Origin of the sequence: Collinsella sp. LCP21S3_A9 (genome assembly GCF_052118785.1) — a bacterium.
Classification (GTDB): Bacteria; Actinomycetota; Coriobacteriia; order Coriobacteriales; family Coriobacteriaceae; genus Collinsella.
On the sequence record NZ_JBQKGN010000001.1, the window covers coordinates 96641 to 116808 of the forward strand.

Genomic DNA, 20168 nt, shown 5'->3' on the forward strand with positions numbered 1-20168 from the left:
TGAGGCCGTGTTGGGTTAAGGCCTCACAAAGCTACCCAAGTGATGCCGGGTTCGGTACGCGGGAGAGAGGGCACCGCGCACCCAATCCGCCCCGGCTCGGCGTTACTTTTTACGGGAATTGGTGAAAGCCATGAGAGCCAGGCCAATAGCCAACCAGCCGATCACGATGCTCCACTCCACCATGTTGAGGGAGGCGGGAGAGAACGGAATCACGAGCAGGCCGATGATGATGGCGCAGGCAGCGACGGCGAGGCAGATGCCAAACTTGCCGCCGGGCACCTCGTAGGGACGAGGTAGGTCGGGCTCGGTGAAGCGCATGCGCAGGCAGGCAAGAGCGACCATGCCGCAAGAGAAGATGAAGGCGAGAGCCGACACATTGGTCAGAGGGATGAGCATGTTCTTGCCCAGGAACGGACCGACGACGGTGATGATGGCCAGAACGACGCAGGCGAGCTTGGGAGCGCCGGAATTGGGATCGACCTCGGCAAACTTCTCGGGCAGCTGGCCCTTGCGGCCCATGGCGAGCATAATGCGGCTCGTGGCGCCGTAGAAGGAGTTCATCGGGCCCATGGGTCCAAGCGTGGCGATGACGAGCATGGCCAGGTACAGGAGCATGTTGATGCCCTTAAGACAGGCAAGCGCGGGAACGGGGCTCTTAACAAACTCATGCCAGTCAAGGATAGTGCCGAACGAGTAAATGCAGACCATGTAGAAGCCGCCGGCGGCCAGCAGGGCCAGGGAGATGATCTTGCCGAACTTGTTCCAGTTAAGGCCCTCGGCTGCTTCCTCAGCCTGCTGAGGAATGGTGTCGAAACCGGCGTAGAAGAACGGGGTCAGAACCAGGACCGACACGATACCGGCGAACAGGCTGGTGCCCTCGGTGGCGGCCTTACCGCCGCCAGCACCGGCGACCTGGGAGAACACAGGCATGGCGTTGTTCGGCGAGCCGGTGAACAGCGAGACGCCCATGGCGAGTAGCATGCCGCAGAGCAGGGCCTTGGTCAGGAAGGCTTGGAGCTTGGCGGCCGAGCTGGCACCGCGGAAATTGAGGAAGATGACGTAGACTGCAAAGCCGAGCGCGATCAGCGTCGGGAACAGGTAAACGTCGGCGCCCAGGATGGTGTAGAGCTTGATGGCGCGCAGCCACTCAAGACCGGGCAGGCTACCGAACATCTCGGACACGAGAGTCGAAATGGCAATGGCCTCCCACGGGCACAGGATGCCGTTGCCCAGGGCCAGGAGCCAACCGGTGATGTAGCTCAGTGTACGGCCAAAGCTACGATCGACATACTCGACGATGCCGCCCGAGATGGGGATAGCAGCCGTAAGCTCACCGAAAACAGCTCCGACGGGCACGAGGAAGATTGCACCCAAGAGGAATGCAATCATAGCGGGAACGGGACCGCCGCCCACGACCATCCAGTCGCCGACCTGCAGAACCCAACCGGTACCGATGATGGCACCGAAACCGATGGTGAAGAAGTTCCAGAGCGAAAGCGTTTTCTTCATGCCGCCGGTATCCTCGACTGCAACTTCTGCGTTCTTGTCCGCCATTGTTCCCCTCCTTTCCTTTCTGACGCCCCTTGGCGTCACCCCTTGCACGGCCTGTTTTGCCGCGCACTTTTTATTTCATGGCTTTAAGATACGGCCTTGGCACAGCAACGCCACTCGTAGCTCGACCGAAGGCAGAACTGCAAAACGAGCGGCGCCGTTTTTGGGACGAACGGCGAGGGGCGCCACTCGGTGCGGGCGTCCGTTTTGATGACGCGACCCAATCGCTCGCGGAGGGCGTCGCTTTATGACGCCAGGCTCGCTCCCGTCCATGCCGCTTACCGAGGTTTTGGTGTATGTCCTCATTTGCTGCACGTCTTTTTTGTAGGATGGACGGGTTATACATGAGACGAGGCGGTGCAAATGGCATACGAATACAACGGCGGCGAACGACAGCGAAACGTTCGCCTTGCCGGGCGTACCACGCCAGCATCCAGGAGTGTTTCTGACAACGACGGGCCGCAGCGTCCGCAGGATCGCCCCTCGTCGTCTATGCCGCAGAATACCAGCACGCGTCAGGCGGGTCGCCCATGCTCGGGCACCCGTCAACGCCGGGCCGAAGTGCCTCGGCGGCAGAAAATCGATCGGCGAAAGTCTGACAATCACATCAGCCGTTTCTTTTCGAAGCCCCGCGGCGGACGCGGCGCAAAGCAGCCACGGCCGCTGGGACGCGGCCGGGCCGCCAATCCGCAGATTCATCGTCTCTGTCTTGCCCTGTGCTCCATCATGGCATGTCTGGCATTTGTGTATCTGGGGTCGTGTGCCTCGCATGGCTCTGCCGGCCTAGAGCCCACCGCCGAGGAAAAGCTCCTCAAAGCCCCAGTCGCACCCGGCTACTCGTTTGCTTTTTCGACCCAACGTTCGCAGTGGAGCGCCGGCACCATGCCGCATATCTACCAGATCGACCCCGCATGGTCGGAGCTGCCCTACGCCGGCGGAACTATCCGCCAAAACGGCTGCGGACCCACCTGCCTCACCATGATCTACATCTTTAAAACGGGGCGCACCGATATGACACCGGTCGATATGTGCGCCCTTTCCGAGGCGGGCAACTATGCCCCCACCGGTGCCACCGAGTGGTCGTTTATGACGAGCGGCGCCGCGCAGCTGGGGCTTAACGGGACGCAGCTCTACAACGACCGAGACTCGATGGCCCAGGTCTTGCGCTCGGGTGCTCCCGTAATCGCCGTCGTGCGTCCCGGCACGTTTACCAACGTGGGTCATTACATCGTGCTCTACGGCATTGACGACGCCGACCAAATCGGTGTCTACGATCCCAATTCGCCCAGCCGTAGCGCCCGCCGTTGGGGCATCGTAGAAGTCCTCAACGAAATCGAAGCCATGTGGGCCTACTACTAGTCATTGGGGACAGACTTAAATGGCCAATACTAGTCATTGGGGACAGACTTAAATGACCAGCCATTAAATGACTAGCCACTGGGGACGTCTTTGCAGACGACCGCTCGCGCTGCCGAAAAGGACTGTCCCAAGATGCCGGCAGAAAAGGAACGTCCCCAAGTGCCGGGTTTTCGCGGTCTTCAGCGCTTCTCATGAACAGTCACCTCAATAGCAAAAGCCCCGCAGTCGGAGCGGACTGCGGGGCTCATGAAGAGAGGCTAGTTTGTGGGCGCTTTGCCTGGCGCCCACAAGAGAGGCAACAGAGTAGAGACTACTCGTGGATGCGGGTACCGGAGAGGCCGGCCATGGTCTCGGCGGCCTTGTCCAGGGCGCCGATAATGCAGGTGCGGCCCTTGCGGGAACGGGCGAACTTGATGGCAGCACGGACCTTGGGCTCCATGGAACCCTTACCGAACTGGCCCTCGTCGGCCAGGCGCTCGGCCTCGTCGGCGGTGAGGTCCTCGAGCTCCTCCTGGTTGGGCTTGCCAAAGTTGATGGCGACATGCTCAACGGCGGTCAGCAGGAACAGAACGTCGGCGTCGCAGTCCTCGGCCAGCAGCTCGCCGCCCAGGTCCTTGTCGATGACGGCGGGAACGCCCTTGTAGCAACCCTTGTTCTCGTAGTCGCGGACGACGGGAATGCCGCCGCCACCGCAGGCGATGACGATGAACTCGTTGTCGAGCAGGTTGAGGATGGAGTCGGCCTCGACGATCTTCTTGGGATCGGGGGAGGCGACGACGCGGCGCCAGCCGCGGCCGGAATCCTCGACGAAGACCTTGGAGGGATCCTCGGCCATGAACTCCTTGGCCTGCTCCTCGGTGTAGAAGGGGCCGATCGGCTTGGTCGGGTTCTTGAACGCGGGATCGTCGGGATCGCACTCGATCTGGGTGACGACGGTGGCGGCGTGCCAACGCTTATAGCGCTTGTGCATCTCGCGGCCGATGCCCTGCTGCAGGTGATAACCAATGTAGCCCTGGGACATGGCGCCGCACTCGGGCAGCGGCATCTCGGGGGTGCCGATGGCGTCGTGGGCGGCGGCGAAGGCATTCTGGATCATGCCGACCTGCGGGCCGTTGCCGTGGGTGATGATGATCTCGTTACCCTGCTCGATGAGACCAAGGAGTGCGTGGGCAGTGTTGCTCACGGCCTCGATCTGCTCGACGGGGTTGTTGCCGAGGGCGTTGCCGCCAAGGGCGACGACAATACGATCGGGCTTGCCAAGAGGCTTAGACATTGCTGGAATCCTTTCTGTAAAAGGCCTACATCCCATTAATAACCCACGTCCGTGCAATACGCGAGTTTATTAAGGTTTATATTCTCTTTATCGCTCATTTTATTCATTTTGAAAACAGTTGAACGGTGAACGGTCGTTTTTACCCGTTCAGCGTAAAAATGCCCAGCTCAAGCATATCTAAGCTATTTACGTGCGACTTTATTTTGATAGAGCAGGGATTAGACCAGATTATGCAAACTATATCTTTGCTAAACACAAAACAGACAGCGCAATATCTTACTCACACTATACGAGATTCTATACATTTTTAAGACGAGTATGCAGCCCTGCAATAACATAGCGTTTTTCATCCAACTTAGGGAATAGACGAGCACCTTTACCGCGCGTCGGCCGGCAGCCGGCGAGCCGTCTCGTCGATTGCCGCTTCCAGAAATTCAAAAACTGATATTGCGCGCGCAATTACGGCATGGTACTTTAGCGAAGAACAGCGCGGGCTGGGGCGACAGAGATCTGTCGTGAAGTTTGGGTTCGGCGACCCCGCTGCTGTCTTCTCCTTATCCGCCAGCGAACCCCTTGAGCGACGGATTGAGGAGGTCCTTACTATGACAAAAATGCTCAAGATCACGCTGAATGGCGAGACGTTTCTCGCCGACATGCTCTGGGACAAGGCTCCCGAGGCGTGCAAGCTGTTCGAATCGTCCTGTCCGGTCGAGTCACGTATCTTTTCGGCCAAGATCTGCGATGCCGAGGTAACCTATCCCGTATCGGGCCCCATCGCCAATTACGAGCACATCGAGAACCCCGTCTTTCACGAGCCAGCGGGCGCCGTGAGCTGGTATGGCGGCTGGTCGTCAATTTGCATCTTCTTTGACGTGTGCGAGCCCTTTGGCACCTGCAACATGTTCGCCCGCATCTGCGAAGCCGACCGCGAGCGCTTTGCCGCCGCCTGCCGCAATGTCTGGGACAACCAGGGCATGTACATTAAAAACGAAATCGTCGAGATCGAAACGGAGGCCTAAAGATGATGGATATCAACACCCTGCTCGCACTCGACCTTGCCGAGTACACCACTGCACTTGAGGCCCTCGCCGACCAAATGATGCTCGAGGAACCCCGCGATATTGACTACATGCGCCGCCGCAAGCTCGACACAGGCCGCGAATTCGCCGTCTGGAACTTCACCGTCGGCTACTGTATGAACGCCGCCGATGCCCTCTCCCTCTTGCGTGCCCAGGCCAACGAAAACGCCAACGACGGCACCGCCGACCTCGCAACAATCAACAACAGTGCCGCGCGCCTGTGCGACTGGTTCTCGGGCGCCTTCGACGTCACCGGCAAAATGGACGACACGACGGCAATCCTCGCCCACAGCCGCGACCTCTACGCCCAGGTAGAGACTCACGAACAGTTCGCGGCCCTCACCCGCGCCACCGAGCGCTATCTGGTCCAGCTCCAATTTTGGGTCGACCGCCAGATTCCCTGGCCGGCTATTAGCGACCTCGTCCACGGCTACCGCCTACGCACAGAGAGCGGCGAGACAAGGTAAACCGACCAGGAAGGCCAACAAAGTCCCATCGCGGAACCAAAAGTAAGAATCAGAGGGCTGGAGACGCACACAGCAGCGTCTCCAGCCCCTTCGCAAAGTAGAGCGCTGTTTCAGTGGCTTTGAGACCTTATCGGACCTTTGCTATCTTCCAATTTTTGTATATTTACGCACGCTATTATCCGCAAATTTTTGTATTATTTTAGGCAATTCTATCTGCCAATTTTTGTCATTTGGGGGTTTTATGCTACGCCGTAAGGTCACTGATAAGCTTTTGAGCTGGAAGAATACCTCCAATAAGGCATTACTTGTTACTGGTGCGCGTCAGATCGGCAAGAGCTATGCGATTCGCGCGTTCGGAAAAAGCAACTACGCTTCGTATTTTGAGGTCAATTTACTACTCAATGTCGAGGCAAAGAATGTGCTTATTGGCGCAAAGAACTCCGTTGACTTTATCAACCGCGTAGCCCTTCTTGCGAATGCGCCGCTTGTTGAGGGGGACACGCTTGTCTTTGTCGATGAGATTCAGGAGTATCCGCAGATCGTTACACTGATGAAGGCGTTGGTCGAGGATGGGCGCTTTAGCTATGTCTTCTCGGGGTCTATGCTTGGGACTGAGTTTAAGGGGATCTCTTCTTTTCCGGTGGGGTATGTCGAGCACATTGTTATGCGCCCAATGGATTTTGAAGAGTTTTGTTGGGCAAACAGCGTCAGCGAGAATGTGCTTGCCGGTATTCGCAGCTGCCTTGTCGAGAAGCATCCTGTCGAAAACTATATTCATGAGGCGATGCTCAAAAACTATAGAGCATATATCATTTGCGGCGGCATGCCGGAGGTCGTTCAGAACTATATTGATTCGGGTTATTCGCTCGTGAGCACACGTGAGCTTCAAACTCAGCTGGTCGATCAGTACAAAAGCGATATCTCAAAATATGCATCGACTCGAGCGTTTAACGTTCGGTCGATTTTTGAGCAAATTCCCGTTCAGCTTGAGGCGGAGTCCCATCGCTTTGTTGTTTCGTCTCTGGGTGAGGGAGCTCGCCTTAAAAAATATGAGCAGGATTTCCTGTGGCTTGTTAACGCAGGTGTTGGATTGATGGTCGCCAGGGTGACGGAGCCACGGAGTCCTCTCAAGAGGACGGAGAAAACGACAGCCTTCAAACTATACGAGTCTGATACAGGCATGCTCGCATCGCGATACCCCGGTAGCACTGCACGCGCTGTCTATCTTGATATGAAAACTCCCAACCTTGGTGGTCTCTATGAGAACGTGGTCGCGCAGGAACTCGTTGCCCTCGGGGCGGATGCATGGTACTACCAAACGTGTGAGGTCGGTGAAGTTGACTTTGTGATCGAAGGCGCCCACGGGCATGTTGTCCCAATCGAGGTCAAATCGGGCAAGAAAGTTCGAGCGCATGCGGCCCTCGATCGTCTGATGAGTGCAGGCGAGTACAAAATTCCCGAGGCCGTTGTACTGAGCCACGAGAATCTCAGCAAAGAGGGCAAGGTTCTGTACGTTCCAATCTACATGACGTTTTGTCTCGATGAGTTTATGGAAAAGGATGACCCCAATAACGATTTCTCGTTCGCACCCATATCTCTCTAGCCATTTGAATCCGCAATCCAGCCCCGCCCACGCATCAATGCATTTCCCAAGGTGCTGCGCGTTTCGCGGCAAAGCCGCGAAAAAGCAAAGGGATAAGAAGCGGCAACAGCCAAATCCTCCATCCATCCCCAAAGTAGCGCGACTTTCGCGGCAAAGCCGCGAAACAGCGAAAGGGGCAAAAGGCCCCCTCAGCCACGTCCTTCATTCAGCCCCACAATCCGAGGACGTAGTCGTAGCAGGATCTGAGGGCTAACCTTCGCGGACATTCCGCAGGACGAAAGAACCCCCGCCGCACGTAGTGCGCAGCGGGGGTTCTTTCATGTCCGAGGACGTCCGCGAAGGTTAGCCCTCAGATCCTGCGGTGGGAGACCTAGGCCTCGTTGTACACCGTCTTAAGCTTCAGCAGGTGAGCGTAGCGGTCCATAGCGGCCTGCTCGTTCTCCTTGAAGAGCTCCTCGGCGCGCTCGGGGAAGGAGCGCGTCAGCGAAGCGTAACGGGCCTCGTTCATCAGGAACTCCTGATAGCCGCCCGCGGGCTCCTTGGAATCGAGCGAGAACTTCTTGCCGGCAGCAGCCTCGGGGTTGAAGCGGAAGAGGTTCCAGTAACCGCACTCGACAGCCTTCTTCATCTCGGCCTGGCAGTTCTGCATGCCGCCCTTCTTGATGGAGTGCATCTCGCAGGGGCTGTAGCCGATGATGAGGGACGGGCCGTCGTAGGCCTCGGCCTCGTGGATGGCCTTGAGAGTCTGAGCCGGGTTGGCGCCCATGGCGACCTGCGCCACGTAGACGTAACCATAGCTCATAGCGATCTCGGCCAGAGACTTCTTCTTGGTCACCTTGCCGGCAGCGGCGAACTGAGCAACCTGGCCCAGGTTCGAAGCCTTGGAGGCCTGTCCGCCGGTGTTGGAGTAGACCTCGGTGTCGAAGACGAAGACGTTGACGTTGTGGCCAGAAGCCAGGACGTGGTCCAGACCACCGAAGCCGATGTCGTAGGCCCAACCGTCGCCACCGAAGATCCAGAAGGACTTCTTGGTGAGGTAAGCCTTGTCGGCGAGGATCGCCTTGGAAGCGTCGCAGCCGCACTTCTCGAGCTCGGCAACGTAGGCGGCAGCAGCAGTCTTGGAGGCCTCGGCGTCGTTGACGGAGTCGATCCAAGCCTGACCGGCGGCCTTGAGCTCGTCGGACGGACCATCGGCAGCGATGAGCTCCTGGGTGGCGGCGATCAGCTTATTCTGGACGGCCTCGTAACCGATGGCCATGCCCAGACCGTGCTCAGCATTGTCCTCGAACAGGGAGTTGTTCCACGCCGGGCCGTGACCGTCCTTGTCCTTGCAGTAAGGAGCGGTGGCAGCGGGGTTGCCCCAAATGGAGGAGCAGCCGGTGGCGTTGGAGATGAACATGCGGTCGCCGGCGACCTGGGTCACCAGACGTGCATAAGCGGTCTCGGCGCAGCCGGCGCAGGAGCCGGAGAACTCCAGGTAGGGCTGCTTAAACTGGCTGCCCTTGACGTTGGCCGCGATGAGCTCCTTCTTCTCGGAGACGTTCTTGACCATGTAGTCCCAAACGGGCTGCTGATCCATCTCCTGCTCGGCGGGAGCCATCTCGAGGGCGCCCTTGGGGCAGACCTTGACGCAGTTGGTGCAGCCCATGCAGTCGAGCGGGGACACAGCCATGGTGAACTTCATGCCCTTGGCCTTGGGACCCATGGCGTCGAGCGTACGGGTAGCCTCGGGCGCGGCGGCAGCCTCGTCCTCGGTCATCGCGAACGGACGGATGGTAGCATGCGGGCACACATAGGCGCACTGGTTGCACTGGATGCACTTGGTCTCGTCCCAGTGAGGAACGACCACGGCGACGCCGCGCTTCTCGTATGCGGAGGCGCCCAGCTCAAACTGACCGTCGGCACAATCGACAAAGGCAGAAACGGGCAGGCTGTCGCCATCCATGCGATCGATGGGCTCGAGCAGGTTCTTGACCTGCTGGGCGATAGCGGACTTGGTCTCCTCGGAAAGCTCGACAGGAGCGGCGTCCTCGGCGGTAGCCCAGTCGGCCGGAACCTCGAACTTACGGAAGGCGGTAGCGCCGGCATCGATGGCCTTGTGGTTGGCGTCGACGATGGCCTGGCCCTTCTTCATGTAGGACTTGGTAGCCGCGTCCTTCATGTACTGCAGGGCGTCCTCGGCGGGCAGGACCTTGGCCAGCGCGAAGAAGGCGGACTGGAGCACCGTGTTGGTGCGCTTGCCCATGCCGACCTTGGCGGCCAGGTCGATAGCGTCGATCAGGTAGACGTTGACGTTGTTGTTCGCGATGTAGCGCTTGGCCACGGCGGGCATGTGCTCGGCGAACTCCTCGTCGCTCCACTGGCAGTTGACCAGGAAGGTGCCGCCAGGCTTGACGTCGCGGACCATCTTGAAGCCCTTGACGATGTAGCTGGGGTTGTGGCAAGCGACAAAGTCGGCCTTGGTCACGTAGTACGGCGAGCGGATCGGGGAATCACCAAAGCGCAGGTGCGAGACGGTAACGCCGCCGGTCTTCTTGGAGTCGTACTGGAAGTAGGCCTGAACGTACTTGTCGGTGTGGTCGCCGATGATCTTAATCGAGTTCTTGTTGGCGCCGACGGTACCGTCGCCACCCAGACCCCAGAACTTGCACTCGATGGTGCCGGGAGCTGCGGTGTTGGGCGCATCCTCGGCCTCGGGCAGGCTCAGGTTGGTCACGTCATCGACAATGCCGATGGTGAACTCGCGCTTGGGCTCGTCCTTCTTGAGCTCCTCGAAGACGGCAAACGCGGACGCGGGAGGCGTGTCCTTGCTGCCCAGGCCGTAACGGCCGCCGACGACCTTGATACCCGTCTTGCCGGCCTCGTAGAGAGCGGAGACGACATCCTGGTAGAGCGGCTCGCCGATGGAACCCGGCTCCTTGGTGCGGTCCATGACGGCGATCTTCTGGACGGTCTCGGGGAGAACGTCCACGAAGTGCTTGATGGAGAACGGACGGAACAGGCGAACCTTGACCAGGCCGACCTTCTCACCGTGAGCGTTGAGGTAGTCGATGACTTCCTCGAGCACGTCGCAGAAGGAGCCCATGCACACGACGACGCGATCGGCATCGGGAGCGCCGTAGTAGTTGAACAGGCCGTAATCGGTGCCGAGCTTCTCGTTGATCTTCTTCATGTAGCCCTCGACGACGGCAGGGAGCTCGTCGTAGACCTTGTTGCAGGCCTCGCGGTTCTGGAAGAAGATGTCGCCGTTCTCATGGCTGCCGCGGGTGTGCGGGTGCTCAGGGTTGAGCGCGTGGTCGCGGAAAGCCTGGACGGCGTCCATGTCGCACATCTCGGCAAGATCCTTGTAGTCCCACATGGCGACCTTCTGGATCTCGTGGCTGGTGCGGAAGCCGTCGAAGAAGTTGAGGAACGGGGTCTTACCCTCGATGGCGGCAAGGTGAGCCACCGGCGAGAGGTCCATGACCTCCTGGACGTTGCCCTCGGCGAGCATGGCGAAACCGGTCTGGCGGCAGGCCATGACGTCGGAGTGATCGCCAAAGATGTTCAGGGCGTGGGAAGCGACGCAACGCGCGGAGACGTGGAAGACGCCCGGGAGCTGCTCGCCCGCGATCTTGTACATGTTCGGGATCATCAGGAGCAGGCCCTGAGAAGCCGTGTAGGTGGTGGTCAGAGCACCGGCGCCCAGCGAACCGTGAACGGTACCGGCTGCACCCGCCTCGGACTCCATCTCGACGACCTTGACCGGGGTGCCAAAGATGTTCTTGCGACCCTGGGCCGCCCACTGGTCGACATGGTCGGCCATCGGGCTGGACGGCGTAATGGGATAAATTCCCGCTACCTCGGTGTACGCATACGAAACATATGCGGCCGCCTCGTTGCCGTCCATAGACTTAAACTTACGCGCCATATACCCCTCTCCTCTCATATAGGTATACAGGCCCCGGCGATTACCGGGATGTTGGCGTGATGGGATTTTCGCTGTTGCTTCCAGTCATCTGACAGGCGGACTCAGCAGCAGGTACATGGCGTGGAGAGAAGGCATGCCGAGGCGAGGAGGGCTGCACGCGCCCCACAGGCCCAGCTACCCGTCTTGCACATGATCGAGCGCCGCAAAGGCCGCATGCCGGATGCTCCCGGGCACGCCCCGGTGATGGGAAGCGCCCGCAACGGAAATCCGCATGCGGGTTTATTGTACCCCGCCGTCAAGTGTAATTTCGACAAATATAGGCGGGCGGTAAAGGTTTACCCCGAGCGACCATCAAGGGCAAAAATTATCCTTCCGTCACCGAGGGACCAAATGGCAGTTGCGGTGAAATAGGGACTGTTTTTGCCGGCCGCAGTCTTAAACAGTCCCTATTTCACCGCAACTTATTTAGGAGATGAGTCAGAGGGCGCCGAGGAGGATGGCGTAGGTTGTGGATTCTCCGAGCCTGAGCTCGTCACCGGGGTTGAGCTGAGCGGAGCGGCCGGGCTCGACCTGGGTGCAGACGTTCGTCGCGCCGTTTACCACCACAGTTCCGTTGGTGGACGACAGGTCCTCGACGTACCAGACATTTTGGTCATCGCACCACACGTGGGCATGGCGAGCCGAAACGTCATCGCCCACATCGGTGATATCGCCCTCCCCCGTCGCCAGCGCACCGATCTCGACGCCCTCCTCACTCGGCTGAATCCAGCGCGGGGTGCTCACCACGTAGCCGTTTTGCACGCGCAGCAGTCCCAACGGGTGCGCAGGCGCCGCCTCGCGCTCGCCCGTGACCGTCGAGGTGCTCAGCGAGCGCGGCGTCGACGTGGCTCCGCCACAGGTCGCATGAGCGTAGTCGAGGGCATAGGTCACCGACGAGCGGACATCTGCCGAGCAGCCCACGGCGACAAACAGCACCAGGATGGCCTCGGCGCGCTCGGCGGGCATGAGCTCAGCCGCCTGCGACAGGCGCTCGAGCGCATTGCGATAGAGATTCGTGTCCTGATGGCATTCCTCGAGTGCCCGCACCATGGGCTCGCCAGCGGGGCCGCACACCATGTTGGTCACGGCCGCGGCGTCCATGGGATTGCGGCGGCGCAGGGCCAGCTGCGACATAATGCGCGCGGCCGAGGTACCGTAATCGGCAAAATAACGTTCCTGCAGCGTGCCAACCGGCGCGCGCACGATAAAGCGCGAAACCCAAGAGCGATCGGCAGCACGGCTCTGCGGACTACGGCCGTCGACGAGCGGGCGGCTCGAGAGCACCAGGCCGCACAGTTCGATATGGCTCAGGTGCGCTGCGCGCTTAAAGATGTCAAACATTGCCCCGCACGGGGTGAGCTCAGCTTGAGAAGCCATGGCTTAGCCCTCCTTGGTCGCAGAGATAGTGTCGGATGCTTCGGCCGGCCCGCCAAAGGCGCGAGCAGCCGCGGCTCCGCCGGCAAGCGGCGTCGCCATGGAAATTTTCGCACGTCGCGCTGACACGACGGGAAGCTCGAAGGCAAACCCCATCGCCAGCAAAAACCACGTGAGCGCATAGGTTGCAATTAAGGCGGCAACGAAGCCGCTCGCTACGGCGCGCTGGGAAAACACGGTGCATGCAACCGCGATCAGCACCGGAACCTCGCAGGCAGAAAGCGCCAGTACGCCATGCAGGAACCCCGTGCGACGATCGTGTGCCATGGCGCCGGCAGCGATGCCCACCATGCCCGGCGGTGCCAACGCCAGTGCGGCGATAATGGCCGGCAGCTTCCCGGACCACATAAGCGGTCCCACGACGAGCGTCACATGGGCGCCCGACGCCAACAGCGCAGCTGATACCACGACCACAGCCCAAAGCACGCCGCATACCGCCGTCGCACCAACCATCGCCGCACGCCGGGCCGTGTGCCCCGATACCTCCATCGGGCACGGCAAGAGCGGCTCGGCGCGAAGCGAGCGGGCGACATTTTGCGCATAGTGGTCGCAAAATGCCGAGAGCGCCGCCTCCACCGCAGCCGGCTCGGGACGATCTTCCTGATGGCAGGACAGGCAGGCCATGACCACGTCGAACAACTGGGCATCGACAAACGCCAGCGCATCGCGCAGATCCTCGGAATTTGGATCGAGTCCCAGCTGCTGAGCCTGTTCGGCCGCGGCAAGTGCCACATCGGGCTCGCGTCGCAGCAGTTGCGTCAAGTCGCAGCCGGGCGCGTGGGCGCCAACGGGATAATCGGGCAGCGTATCCATCTTGAGGCGATAAGGGCTGGCGATATCGCACGTCTTTTTGCGCGAGCCCGAAGTACCCGACGCACCCGGCGCTACTTCGTACGGCGCGACACCGGCGATGAGCTCGTAGACCGTACTCGCCGCTGCATAGACATCGATTGCCGGCGACATGCGAAGCATGCGCAGGTCGGGAATATCGTCGGTGAGCATCTCGGGCGGGGCGTAGGCCACCGTCGCGCGGCGCAGCGTGGCATAGCGCTCGGTAAACGACGCCTTGCCGCCGGTGCCGGCCACCGCAGAGGCGGGCTCGAGCGCCAGCGAAGAGCCAAAGTCGATCAAGCACAGGTCGAAGGTGCCTTCGGCAAGCTGTCGGTCGAGCGGCAGGCGCGCCGTGCGCACCATAATATTAGCGGGCGAGATATCGCGATGGACGAACCCCTCGCCTACCAAGCTCATGCGGCAGAGCAGATCGAACAGGTCGCGACCCAGGCGCGCCGCCAGGAGCGGCGACAGACGCCCGGCATCGTCCACGGCAAGGCGCGAGCGCAGGCGGGCGAGCGTCTCGCCCTCGACCCACTCCATGACAATCGCGGGCACGCCGTCAACCTCGCCCCATCCATACAGGCGGGGAAAGCCTCTAAGGCCCGAAAGGGCGCGATGGCATTCGTATTCCTCGCGAAACGCCGCCTTGAACTTGGTGACCAGCGCCTCGTGGGCGACATCGTCATCAAATTCGTCGCGCGTTGGCAAGATGAGCTGCTTGAGTGCCACGGCCTCGCCCTGCGCGTTGACGGCACGCGTCACACGGCCGATACCGCCGCGGCGCATGGTGGCGTCATCGGCAAACAGCATCGTAAAACGGCGCAGGTAGGCGGGAAGCTCGTCCGGGCCCAGCGCAATGGCGGGCTCAAACCCTCCAACGCGCGCCAGGCGCAGGCCCACCATAGGGTCACGGCTGAGCGACTGGGTTGCCACAGAAGCAAGGCTATTCGTCATAGGGCGATCGCCGCCACTTTGGTATTGAAGTTGTTGAGCGCGACGTCGTCATCGCCATAATGCCCCACCCATTGGCACAGATTGGTGTAGCAACCCCATAGGTTGGCGTATTGCTGATACCACTTTGACTTGGGAGAAAACGTTTGCCGGCCAAACTCGGCACGGATGACAAACATATCGTTGGTCAGGCTATCGCACGGTCCGGTATCGCCCGTAGCGTTATAGGTCGAAACCACGCTGTTGGCGCGGGCGACATAGCCATCGAGCATGTTGTATTTGGTCACGAGCCAGCTGTGAATACTCTCCTCCTCGGCAGCCGAGAGACCACCCGAGCCCGTGTCGCCGCCGGCACCGCCGTCCGTCGAGCCATCACTCGAAGATCCACCGCCAGAGGCGGAGCCCGAACCGGAACCGCCGCCCGACGAATCGGAGCTGGAGCCAGACGAACCCGAACCGCCGGGCTGGCCTGCCTGTTGGGCGTCCTGCCCCTTCTGCTGCTCGGCCTTATTGACGACAGAAGCCACACTGTTGTTGGAAAGCTTCGTAATGACCTTGGTGTTGGTGAGCACGATGGTCTTGCCGTTTGCCAGCGTAACCTCGTTGTCCGATGTTTCTGGACTGTCCGCATCGTCGCCACCGAACACAACATGCGAGACCACGCTCGCCCACGCATATCCGGTTGTCGTTCCCAAGTCGCTTTTGGCCTTGCGCCCAATATGCAGCTCGCGCTCAGCATGCGCCTGTACCATGGACGGCACCGTCATGCCATAAGCCGAAACACCGGCTATGACCAGCACGAGCGAGCAAGACAGCAGCACGTACGCCCGAGGCGCCAGGCCCAGCCGGCGTCGAATGCGCACCGCGGCGCCATGCTTTGTCTGAGTGCTAGCGGGCCGCATGCGTTCTCCTCCAACAAAAACACGCCGCTTAAAAGCGGCGCATTCTTTCATATCCACATTTGAGTGTATCAGCGAACCCAAAAGGTTGTGCAACGAATGGGCAAATACGAGGTGCGAGTGGACCCATCCACGCGATAAGCGGATGAAAAGCAGGTTTGTTGTACAACAAATGCATGAACGCGTGCCCAATTATGAGCGCCCCGTGCGGCAGGCCGACGGGACATGCCGCGGAGCTGACGCCGCCTAGATCGCACGACGGGCCTCGATAGCACGGCCGAGCGTAAGCTCGTCAGCATACTCCAGGTCGCCTCCCACGGGCAGGCCGCTCGCCAGACGCGACACCTCGACGCCCAGAGGCTTGATGGTGCGGGCAAGGTAGCTCGCCGTGGTCTCGCCCTCAATGTTGGGGTTGGTGGCGATAATGACCTCGTGGATGTCCTCGTGGCCCAAGCGCGCCAGCAACTCGCGGATGTGCAGCTGCTCGGGGCCGATCTTGTCCATGGGGCTGATCACGCCGCCCAGCACGTGGTAGAGGCCGTGGTAGCTGCCCGTGCGCTCAATCGCCTGGACATCGCGCGGCTCACCCACCACGCAGATGCGGGTGGTGTCGCGCATCGAGTCTTGGCAGATGGAGCACTCGTCAGCGGTGGCGTAATTAAAGCAGCGGCTGCAAAAATGCACTTCCTGCTTAACCTCTAGAATGGCCTCGGCCAGGCGGCGCGCCTCCTCGGCGTCGGCCTCGAGCAGGTAGTAGGCGATGCGCTGGGCCGATTTGGGGCCAATGCCCGGCAGACGGCCCAGCTCATCGAGCAGTTTTTGCAGACTATGGTTGGCACTCATATATGTGCGCGTCTTAGAACGGCATGCCCGGGATGTTGAGGCCGCCGGCGATGGCGCCCATCTGCTTGTTGGCGAGCTCGTTGACGCCGCGGACGGCCTCGTTGACGGCAGCCATAATCATGTCCTGCAGCATATCGACGTCCTCGGGATCGAGCGCATCGGGGTCGATGGTGAGGTTGACGAGCTCCATCTCGCCGTTAACGGTCACCTTGACCATGCCGCCGCCGGCAGAAGCGTCGACGGTCTGGGACTTGAGGTTCTCCTGCGCGGCGGCAAGCTGCTCCTGCATCTTGCGGGCCTGCTTCATCATCTGCTGCATGTTCATACCGGCCATGATGGCTCCTTTACGTGTGGTCGCGCGACAAGCTGCAAGGGCAGCCGGGCACGGCGGGACTTTCAAACTCAAAAATCGTACCACGGCGCGGGGCAAACGAGCGGGGCGGTCGCGCTAACTCAGTCGATGTACATGTCCTCTAGCGTGACGCGCCGCCCAAGACTATGCAAGGTCGAATTATGCAAGGTCTCACAACTCGGCGTATATACCCGCCCGCATAGTTACTCCACCGGCTTGAAGATGGTGGACTGGCCAAAGACACTACGTATGAGGGCTTTGGCCTCGTCCTCGGTCTGCGGGATGCCCGGGGCTGCGCCCTGGTGACCGAAAGGACTGCCGGCACCGGGGTTGGACTCCCAAGGGGCAGCGAGGGCGTCGTCACTTGCAGGAGCGGACGTCGCAGCTGCGGGAGCTGCGGCCGAGGCGGCAGGGCTGGGCGCAGGCGCCGCGGCAGGCATGTCGAACGGAGGAAGATCTTCCCCGCTCGCATCGCCGGCGAAGCCGCCGACCATGGCGTCGTCGTAGGGTACCTGCTCGGATTCCCATGGCGCAGCCTGTACAGACGGCTGAATCTTGGGAGCAGACGCGCGCTCGGACACTCGGGGCGCGGGCTCGGTCGGGAGCTTGCCCGTGGCAGGAGCACCGGCAGGGTTGTCGGAGCGCAGCCAAGGGGCCTTGGCCAGGTCGGATGACTTTGGTGCAGGCGCGGCAGCGGGCTTGGACGCGGGAATCGGAGCAGCCGGTTTGGGCACGGCGGGTTCAGTCACCGACGGGATCGGTGCCGCTACCGGTGCCGCTTGCTGCTGCGTCGCGCTGGCGCTCAAGGATGCAGGGGCCGCCGAGGACACGGGTTGCGGGTCCGCAGATGCCGCAGCCCGTGCAGATGGAGAATGCTCCTCATGTTGAGGAGCCGGCCTGACACCCCCATCCAGGACATAGTCGACGGTGCGACGACCGAAGACCGCACTGACTGTCGGCAAAAACACCGCCTGTGTATCAGCACGCCCGAGCATCTTGATAGCAAATGCCGTAGGGAACGAGACGGTGAGCTTGGAGCCGTCGTCTGCCGTAGCGCGAGCGTTCAACAGGAGTGCCGCATAAGAAGGTTGTTGGGCCTTGACGCGCTCGACGACCTCGACCCATTTGCGCTGGAGCTCGCCGGCATCCTCGACCGCAGGGGTCTCGGCGGCGCCGGCGGCAGCAACCTGAGCGGCAGTGTTGGGCTGGGGCTTAGGCGCCGGAGCGGTGATAGGCGCGGGGGCCGCAACGGGCTGAGGCGTCGGAGCTGGCGCAGGCCGAGGCGCAGGCGCCGCAGGCTTGGAAGCTGACACGGACGCAGGCTGGGCCGCCGGAGCGGCAGCGCCGCGGTCCCAGGGCATGCCGCCCTGGTGCGCAGACGCAGCGGCGGGAGCGGCAGATGCCGTCGGAGCGGCAGCTCGGGCACCCGAGATCAGCGTCGGTTGTTGTGTCGCCACAGGTGCAGCTGCGACAGCCGCAGGCGCAGCACTAGCAGCAGCCACGCTCGCCGGCACCGCGGCGTTGGCGACCATGGCCTCCAAGCGTGCCACGCGCTCGGCCAGGGCCTCAATGGTCAGATCGGCCTCGGGACGTGCCAGGCGCGTGCAGGCGATCTCGAGCACCAGGCGCACGTCGCTCGCACCCCTCATCTCCAACGCGGCATCGTCGAGCACTGTCAGCACGCGGGCCAGACGGTCGGCCGGATGCCCGCCAAAGGCAGCGGCCTCGGCAGCAAGCGCCTCGGCCTGCTCGGCCCCGCCCTCAAACAGCTCGGCACGGGTACCGGCAACGCAGGCCACATACACGTCGCGCACGTGCGCCACCAGGTCGCGCGTCAGCTCAAGCAGGTCATTGCCCTCCTCGACCTGTGCGCGAATGAGCCCATAGAGTTCAGCAATATCACGCTCGGCGATGGCACGGGCAAACTCGCCCAGGATCTGGTCCGAAACCTCGCCCAAAAGCGAGCGGGCATCGTCCGCATGCACGGCGCCGTTGCCAAAAACGCTCAGCTGCTCCAGCGTGGAAAGCGCGTCGCGCATGCCGCCCTTGGCATGGCGCGCCACGATGGCCAGCGCCTCGTCGTCGTAATCGAAGCCCTCCTGCTCGCACACGTAGGACAGACGATGCTCGATATCCACGTTGCCGATGCGGTGGAAATCGAAGCGCTGGCAGCGCGAGAGGATGGTCTCCAGAATCTTTTGCGGATCGGTGGTGCACAACACAAAGATCACGTGCGCCGGCGGCTCCTCGAGCGTCTTGAGCAGCGCGTTAAACGCCGCCGTCGTGAGCATATGGACCTCGTCGATGATATAGATCTTGTACTTGCCACGCACCGGGGCAAAGTTAACGGAGTTGATGATCTCCTCGCGCACATTGTCCACGCCCGTACGGCTTGCGGCATCGAGCTCGTAGACATCGGGGTGGTTGCCCTCGGCGATGAGCTCGCACTCTTCGCAAGTGCCATCGGGCATGCAGCCGCTTGCGCCCTCGGCGCGCGCCGCCTCGGCATTGCGGCATAGCAGCGCCTTGGCCAGAATGCGCGCCATGGTGGTCTTGCCCGTGCCGCGCGGTCCGCAGAACAGGTACGCGTGGGACAGGCGTCCCTCGGTGATGGCGTGCTCGAGCGTCGAGACGATATGCTGCTGGCCCACCACGGAGTCGAAGGTGAGCGGGCGATACTTTCGGTACAACGATTCCATGGGTGCTCCCCCGGGTATACTGAGTTTTGTTGCCGCGACGGCCATGCGGTCGCACGGCATACTGCACTCATAATAACCCGTACGGCGAGCCCGCCGCGATAGGAGTCCAAAGAGCATGGCAGACGCAGAGAGCAACCTCGTTCCCTCCGAAGCAGCCGACCAGGTCGAGGTCGCGCTCGAGAAACAGGCAGCAGCCGACGACGGCATCCTGTACCTCAACGAGTATCAGTACGAAAACGACCTCGTCACCGACTTCGCCCGCTTGGTCGCCTCGCCCAGGCGTCGCGGCTCGCTGTATGTCGCCGCGGCAATTGCCGCGCTGCTCGGCATCGGCATGTTGGTGGCCGGCGGCAACTGGATCAAGTTTGGCGTCGTCCTGATCGTGTTCGGCGCCTTTTTGGCCTGGTGGAGCAAAAACCTGCACCACACGCTCGCCCGCGACTTTATCGACGCCGTCGAGGCCGACAAGTCCATGGGTGGCCGCTATCGCCGCGTCGCCGCCAACGAGGACGGCTTGATGGTTTGGGGCAAGAGCGGCAAGTCGCAGTTCTTCCCGTTTGAGAAGCTCGACCATGTACTCGACGGCGAGCGCATCTTTGTTGCCATGTTCGCAGACCAGGGCGTGACGATCCCCAAGGACACCTTTGTTCGCGGCGACGCCGAGCAGTTTGGCTCCTTCCTTAAGGCGCGCATCAACAAAAAGCTCCGCATCGAAACCAAGAAGAAGAAAATGAAGGCCGAGAAGGCTGCAGCCGAGGCCAAGCAGGGAGACAAGGCAGACAAGCCCCAGGACAACAAGGGCAAGCAGTGCAAGCAGAAGAAGGGCAAGAAGAAGCGCTAAGGCCAAGTCAGACAGGCAGCCTCGCATCCCGCTA

General features: G+C 61.3%; 15 protein-coding genes. 5 read left to right on the top strand and 10 right to left on the bottom strand.

Features of this window, described 5'->3' with window-relative positions:
* Positions 1–102: 102 nt before the first annotated feature.
* Positions 103–1554, bottom strand: a complete 1452-nt coding sequence (locus tag ACTQ05_RS00440) for an APC family permease (protein WP_154518622.1) — start codon at positions 1552–1554, stop codon at positions 103–105.
* Between the two features lie 723 nt (positions 1555–2277).
* On the opposite strand from ACTQ05_RS00440, the gene ACTQ05_RS00445 reads away from it, so the two are divergent.
* The gene (locus ACTQ05_RS00445; RefSeq protein WP_441537690.1) at positions 2278–2910 is read left to right on the top strand and encodes a C39 family peptidase; all 633 of its coding nucleotides are present in this window, start codon (positions 2278–2280) and stop codon (positions 2908–2910) included.
* A 310-nt stretch (positions 2911–3220) separates the two neighbouring features.
* On the opposite strand, the gene arcC is transcribed toward ACTQ05_RS00445, so the two are convergent.
* Positions 3221–4183 (bottom strand): carbamate kinase, encoded by a 963-nt coding sequence (gene arcC, locus ACTQ05_RS00450; protein WP_006235166.1) that lies wholly within the window; start codon positions 4181–4183, stop codon positions 3221–3223.
* A 602-nt stretch (positions 4184–4785) separates the two neighbouring features.
* Here arcC and ACTQ05_RS00455 point away from each other — a divergent pair.
* The 3 genes from ACTQ05_RS00455 (at position 4786) to ACTQ05_RS00465 (ending at position 7332) form a co-directional block, all read left to right on the top strand.
* Positions 4786–5202 (top strand): DUF3830 family protein, encoded by a 417-nt coding sequence (locus tag ACTQ05_RS00455; RefSeq protein WP_154518619.1) that lies wholly within the window; start codon positions 4786–4788, stop codon positions 5200–5202.
* A gap of 5 nt (positions 5203–5207) precedes the next feature.
* Positions 5208–5729 (top strand): hypothetical protein, encoded by a 522-nt coding sequence (locus ACTQ05_RS00460; protein ID WP_271758658.1) that lies wholly within the window; start codon positions 5208–5210, stop codon positions 5727–5729.
* A 241-nt stretch (positions 5730–5970) separates the two neighbouring features.
* Positions 5971–7332 (top strand): ATP-binding protein, encoded by a 1362-nt coding sequence (locus ACTQ05_RS00465; RefSeq protein WP_441537691.1) that lies wholly within the window; start codon positions 5971–5973, stop codon positions 7330–7332.
* Here ACTQ05_RS00465 and ACTQ05_RS00470 read toward each other — a convergent pair.
* From ACTQ05_RS00470 to dnaX, 8 genes are all read right to left on the bottom strand, one after another.
* Positions 7329–7511 (bottom strand): hypothetical protein, encoded by a 183-nt coding sequence (locus ACTQ05_RS00470; protein ID WP_427729279.1) that lies wholly within the window; start codon positions 7509–7511, stop codon positions 7329–7331. The genes ACTQ05_RS00465 and ACTQ05_RS00470 overlap by 4 nt on opposite strands.
* A 191-nt stretch (positions 7512–7702) precedes the next feature.
* Positions 7703–11242 (bottom strand): pyruvate:ferredoxin (flavodoxin) oxidoreductase, encoded by a 3540-nt coding sequence (gene nifJ / locus ACTQ05_RS00475; RefSeq protein ID WP_441537692.1) that lies wholly within the window; start codon positions 11240–11242, stop codon positions 7703–7705.
* Between the two features lie 477 nt (positions 11243–11719).
* Positions 11720–12658 carry an FHA domain-containing protein gene (locus tag ACTQ05_RS00480; protein WP_441017335.1) on the bottom strand — a complete coding sequence of 313 codons (939 nt, stop codon included), beginning with the start codon at positions 12656–12658 and terminating at the stop codon, positions 11720–11722.
* A 3-nt stretch (positions 12659–12661) separates the two neighbouring features.
* Positions 12662–14503, bottom strand: coding sequence for a serine/threonine protein kinase (locus ACTQ05_RS00485; RefSeq protein ID WP_441537693.1), 1842 nt, complete (start codon positions 14501–14503; stop codon positions 12662–12664).
* Positions 14500–15402 carry a hypothetical protein gene (locus ACTQ05_RS00490; protein ID WP_441083519.1) on the bottom strand — a complete coding sequence of 301 codons (903 nt, stop codon included), beginning with the start codon at positions 15400–15402 and terminating at the stop codon, positions 14500–14502. The genes ACTQ05_RS00485 and ACTQ05_RS00490 overlap by 4 nt, the downstream gene beginning before the upstream one ends.
* A gap of 243 nt (positions 15403–15645) precedes the next feature.
* Positions 15646–16242 (bottom strand): recombination mediator RecR, encoded by a 597-nt coding sequence (gene recR / locus ACTQ05_RS00495; RefSeq protein ID WP_099432550.1) that lies wholly within the window; start codon positions 16240–16242, stop codon positions 15646–15648.
* 13 nt (positions 16243–16255) lie between these two features.
* Positions 16256–16576 (bottom strand): YbaB/EbfC family nucleoid-associated protein, encoded by a 321-nt coding sequence (locus ACTQ05_RS00500; RefSeq protein ID WP_427719331.1) that lies wholly within the window; start codon positions 16574–16576, stop codon positions 16256–16258.
* Between the two features lie 221 nt (positions 16577–16797).
* The gene (gene dnaX, locus ACTQ05_RS00505) at positions 16798–19293 is read right to left on the bottom strand and encodes a DNA polymerase III subunit gamma/tau (protein ID WP_441537694.1); all 2496 of its coding nucleotides are present in this window, start codon (positions 19291–19293) and stop codon (positions 16798–16800) included.
* A 115-nt stretch (positions 19294–19408) separates the two neighbouring features.
* On the opposite strand from dnaX, the gene ACTQ05_RS00510 reads away from it, so the two are divergent.
* Positions 19409–20134, top strand: coding sequence for a hypothetical protein (locus ACTQ05_RS00510; protein ID WP_427719328.1), 726 nt, complete (start codon positions 19409–19411; stop codon positions 20132–20134).
* The last annotated feature ends 34 nt before the right edge of the window (positions 20135–20168 follow it).

Bases quoted from the DNA above. Each gene is read 5' to 3' on its own strand.
- ACTQ05_RS00440 (WP_154518622.1), bottom strand. From the start codon at position 1,554: ATGGCGGACAAGAACGCAGAAGTTGCAGTCGAGGATACCGGCGGCATG.
- ACTQ05_RS00445 (WP_441537690.1), top strand. From the start codon at position 2,278: ATGGCATGTCTGGCATTTGTGTATCTGGGGTCGTGTGCCTCGCATGGC.
- arcC (WP_006235166.1), bottom strand. From the start codon at position 4,183: ATGTCTAAGCCTCTTGGCAAGCCCGATCGTATTGTCGTCGCCCTTGGC.
- ACTQ05_RS00455 (WP_154518619.1), top strand. From the start codon at position 4,786: ATGACAAAAATGCTCAAGATCACGCTGAATGGCGAGACGTTTCTCGCC.
- ACTQ05_RS00460 (WP_271758658.1), top strand. From the start codon at position 5,208: ATGGATATCAACACCCTGCTCGCACTCGACCTTGCCGAGTACACCACT.
- ACTQ05_RS00465 (WP_441537691.1), top strand. From the start codon at position 5,971: ATGCTACGCCGTAAGGTCACTGATAAGCTTTTGAGCTGGAAGAATACC.
- nifJ (WP_441537692.1), bottom strand. From the start codon at position 11,242: ATGGCGCGTAAGTTTAAGTCTATGGACGGCAACGAGGCGGCCGCATAT.
- ACTQ05_RS00480 (WP_441017335.1), bottom strand. From the start codon at position 12,658: ATGGCTTCTCAAGCTGAGCTCACCCCGTGCGGGGCAATGTTTGACATC.
- ACTQ05_RS00485 (WP_441537693.1), bottom strand. From the start codon at position 14,503: ATGACGAATAGCCTTGCTTCTGTGGCAACCCAGTCGCTCAGCCGTGAC.
- ACTQ05_RS00490 (WP_441083519.1), bottom strand. From the start codon at position 15,402: ATGCGGCCCGCTAGCACTCAGACAAAGCATGGCGCCGCGGTGCGCATT.
- recR (WP_099432550.1), bottom strand. From the start codon at position 16,242: ATGAGTGCCAACCATAGTCTGCAAAAACTGCTCGATGAGCTGGGCCGT.
- ACTQ05_RS00500 (WP_427719331.1), bottom strand. From the start codon at position 16,576: ATGGCCGGTATGAACATGCAGCAGATGATGAAGCAGGCCCGCAAGATG.
- dnaX (WP_441537694.1), bottom strand. From the start codon at position 19,293: ATGGAATCGTTGTACCGAAAGTATCGCCCGCTCACCTTCGACTCCGTG.
- ACTQ05_RS00510 (WP_427719328.1), top strand. From the start codon at position 19,409: ATGGCAGACGCAGAGAGCAACCTCGTTCCCTCCGAAGCAGCCGACCAG.